Annotated in this window: 2 protein-coding genes and 1 pseudogene; 1 reads left to right on the forward strand and 2 read right to left on the reverse strand. The window is 74.2% G+C overall.

What is annotated here, in order from left to right; all coding sequences use genetic code 11:
- Window positions 1-604 (reverse strand): annotated as a pseudogene (locus CNO22_RS26460) (ion transporter); the annotation flags it as partial.
- A 7-nt stretch (window positions 605-611) separates the two neighbouring features.
- Window positions 612-1,046 (reverse strand): SRPBCC family protein, encoded by a 435-nt coding sequence (locus CNO22_RS26465; protein WP_100502212.1) that lies wholly within the window; start codon window positions 1,044-1,046, stop codon window positions 612-614.
- 157 nt (window positions 1,047-1,203) lie between these two features.
- On the opposite strand from CNO22_RS26465, the gene CNO22_RS26470 reads away from it, so the two are divergent.
- On the forward strand, window positions 1,204-3,013 hold a 1,810-nt coding region (locus tag CNO22_RS26470), incomplete at its 3' end, for an AMP-dependent synthetase/ligase (protein WP_232807376.1).

Genomic DNA, 3,013 nt, shown 5'->3' on the forward strand with positions numbered 1-3,013 from the left:
CCCGGGCCACGGCGACCAGCCGCACCTCGGTGGACGCGGGGTCGTCCAGCGGCAGCCGGCCGAGCGCCGACTCGAGGGGCGGCACCGCGTCGAGGACGGCGTCGACCGGCCCGCGCGGCGCGGTGCCGGAGCGGACCGCGGCGGTCCGGACGGCGCCGAGCACGCGCAGCCGGGTGGGCAGCGCCTGGTCCAGCCACCAGCGCAGCGCCCCTGGCAGGCCGACCAGCGCGGTGCCCGACTCCAGCGGGCCGGCGTCGACGACCACCGTGTCGGCCTCGTCGTCGGCGGCGGCGCGGGCCAGGCGCGCGAGCAGGGCCAGCTCGGCGGCCCCCGGCAGGGGCACCACCGAGGTCGGCGGGGGCGGCGTCAGGCCCGGGACGGCGCCCAGCGCCGCACCCGCCGACGTCCACAGCGACTCGGTCGCCGCCAGCGGCGAGACCGTCGCGACGGCCAGCCCGGGGACGTCGTCCAGCCCGGCCGGCCGGGAGCCGGGACGGGTGAGCAGCAGTGTGCGGGTGCCGTCGGTGGCGGCGCGCACGGCGGTGGCCGCCGCGAGAGTCGAGGTACCGGCCCCACCCGGGCCGGTGAGGAGGAGCGTGCGCACCGGCCGCCTAGCCCTCCACGCGCTTCTTCAGCTCCTTGAGGGCCGTGTCGAGGATGACCTTCTCGGCCTTGCGCTTGATCATCCCGAGCATCGGGATGGAGAGGTCGATCGCGATCGCATAGGTGACCTCGGTGGTCCCCGGCGCGGTCTCGGTGAGGGTGTAGGAGCCCTCCTGCCGCTTCTGCATCTGGCCCTGCACCAGGTGCCAGGACACCCGCCGGTCGTCGTCCCAGGTGTACTCGAGGACGTAGTCGTCCTTCACCGCGCCGGCGTCGAGGACGAAGTGCACCCGGCGCGCCCGGCCCTCCGGCCCGGTCTCCAGGACGTCGACCTGCTTGGCCGCCGCGACCCACTCCGGGTAGGACGGGAAGTCGGCGATGACCGCCATGACGTCGCCCGGCGGCGCCGCGACCGTGATCGACTGGGTGGACTGGTCGGCCATGCCGAGCAGGCTAGCCGCTCGGCCCCACCCCGGCGGGCCACGGCGGCGACTGTCCCTACTCACGGGTAGGCAGCAACGGCTAGATTCCCCTGAGACGGCCCCGCGACCGGGGACCGGGCGACGGCGCCCGGACCGGCCGGGCAGGAGAGGACGAGGCGTGCGCGAGTTCAGCGTCCCCGCGACCACCGAGGTCGGCTCGGACGAGGCCCTGACCGACATGCTGGTCGAGAACGTCACCCGGCACGGCGACGAGACCGGCCTGCGGCGCCGGGTCGACGGCCGGTGGGTCGACGTGACCTGGCGGCAGTTCGGCGAGGAGGTCCGCGGCGTCGCCAAGGGCCTGATCGCCGGCGGCGTCGCCGCCGGGGACCGCGTCGCCCTGCAGGCCAGGACCCGCTACGAGTGGACGGTCCTCGACTACGCCGTCTGGACCGCCGGGGGCGTCGTCGTCCCGGTCTATGAGACCTCCAGCGCCGACCAGGTCGCCTGGATCCTGTCCGACTCCGGCGCCACGGCCGCCGTCGTGGAGCGCGACGAGCACGCGGCGGCCGTCGAGTCGGTCCGCTCCCAGGCGCCCGACCTCAAGGCCGTGTACGTCATCGACGACGACGCGATCGGCACGCTCACCGTCGCCGGCCAGGACGTGCCCGACAGCGAGCTGGACGCCCGCCGGGCGACGCTGACCGCCGACAGCCCGGCCACGCTGATCTACACCAGCGGCACCACCGGCCGGCCCAAGGGCTGCGAGCTCACGCACCGCAACTTCCTGTTCGAGGTCGGCAACGGGATGAGCCTGCTCGGCCGGTTCATGAACATGCAGGGTTCGCTGCTGCTGTTCATCCCGCTGGCCCACGTGCTGGCCCGCGTCCTGCAGGTCGGCGCGGTCAAGACCCGCACGGTCATCGGTCACACGCCGGACGTGAAGAACCTGGTCGAGGACCTCGGCGAGTTCAAGCCGACCTTCGTGCTCGCCGTCCCCCGCGTGTTCGAGAAGGTCTACAACTCCGCCAAGGCCAAGGCGGAGGGCGACGGCAAGGGCAAGATCTTCGACCGGGCCGCGCAGGTGGCCATCGACTGGTCCCGGGCGCAGGACACCGGCGGCCCGGGCCTCGCGCTGCGCGCCCAGCACGCCCTGTTCGACCGGCTGGTCTACGGCAAGCTGCGCGCCGCGCTCGGCGGCCGCTGCCTGGGCGCCATCTCCGGCGGCGCCCCGCTGGGCGAGCGACTCGGCCACTTCTTCCGCGGCATCGGCGTCACCGTCTTCGAGGGCTACGGCCTGACCGAGACCACCGCCGCCGCGTCGGTCAACCACGACGACGCGCTGCGCATCGGCACCGTCGGCCGGCCGCTGCCCGGTGTCGCGTTCGCCATCGCCGACGACGGCGAGATCCTCATCCGCGGCGGCATCGTGATGCGCGGCTACTGGCGGAACGAGAAGGCCACCGAGGAGGCCATCGACGCCGACGGCTGGTTCCACACCGGCGACCTCGGCGAGATCGACGCCGACGGCTTCGTGAAGATCACCGGGCGCAAGAAGGAGATCCTGGTGACCGCGGGCGGCAAGAACGTCGCCCCGGCCGTCCTCGAGGACCGGCTGCGCGCCCACCGCCTGGTCAGCCAGTGCCTCGTCGTCGGCGACCAGCGGCCCTTCATCGCCGCGCTGGTGACCCTCGACGAGGAGGCGCTGCCGCAGTGGCTGGCGGCCAAGGGCAAGGACCCCGGCCTCACCGCCGCCCAGCTCACCGAGGACCCCGACGTGCTCGCCGAGATCGACGCGGCGGTCGAGGACGCCAACAGGGCGGTGTCCCAGGCCGAGGCGATCAAGAGGTACCGCGTGCTCGGCACCGACTTCACCGAGGACAACGGGATGCTGGACGACCCGCAGCGCGCCCGGCGGATGGGGGCGGCCGGCCGGGCGTGGGTCGAGCAGCGCTGGTCCTGGACGTCGATCGCCGACACCTTCGCCG

The organism is Geodermatophilus chilensis (assembly GCF_002802985.1).
Taxonomy (GTDB): domain Bacteria; phylum Actinomycetota; class Actinomycetes; order Mycobacteriales; family Geodermatophilaceae; genus Geodermatophilus; species Geodermatophilus chilensis.

Excerpts from the sequence above, each read along its gene's own strand:
- CNO22_RS26465 (WP_100502212.1), bottom strand. The coding sequence starts at position 1,046 with ATGGCCGACCAGTCCACCCAGTCGATCACGGTCGCGGCGCCGCCGGGC.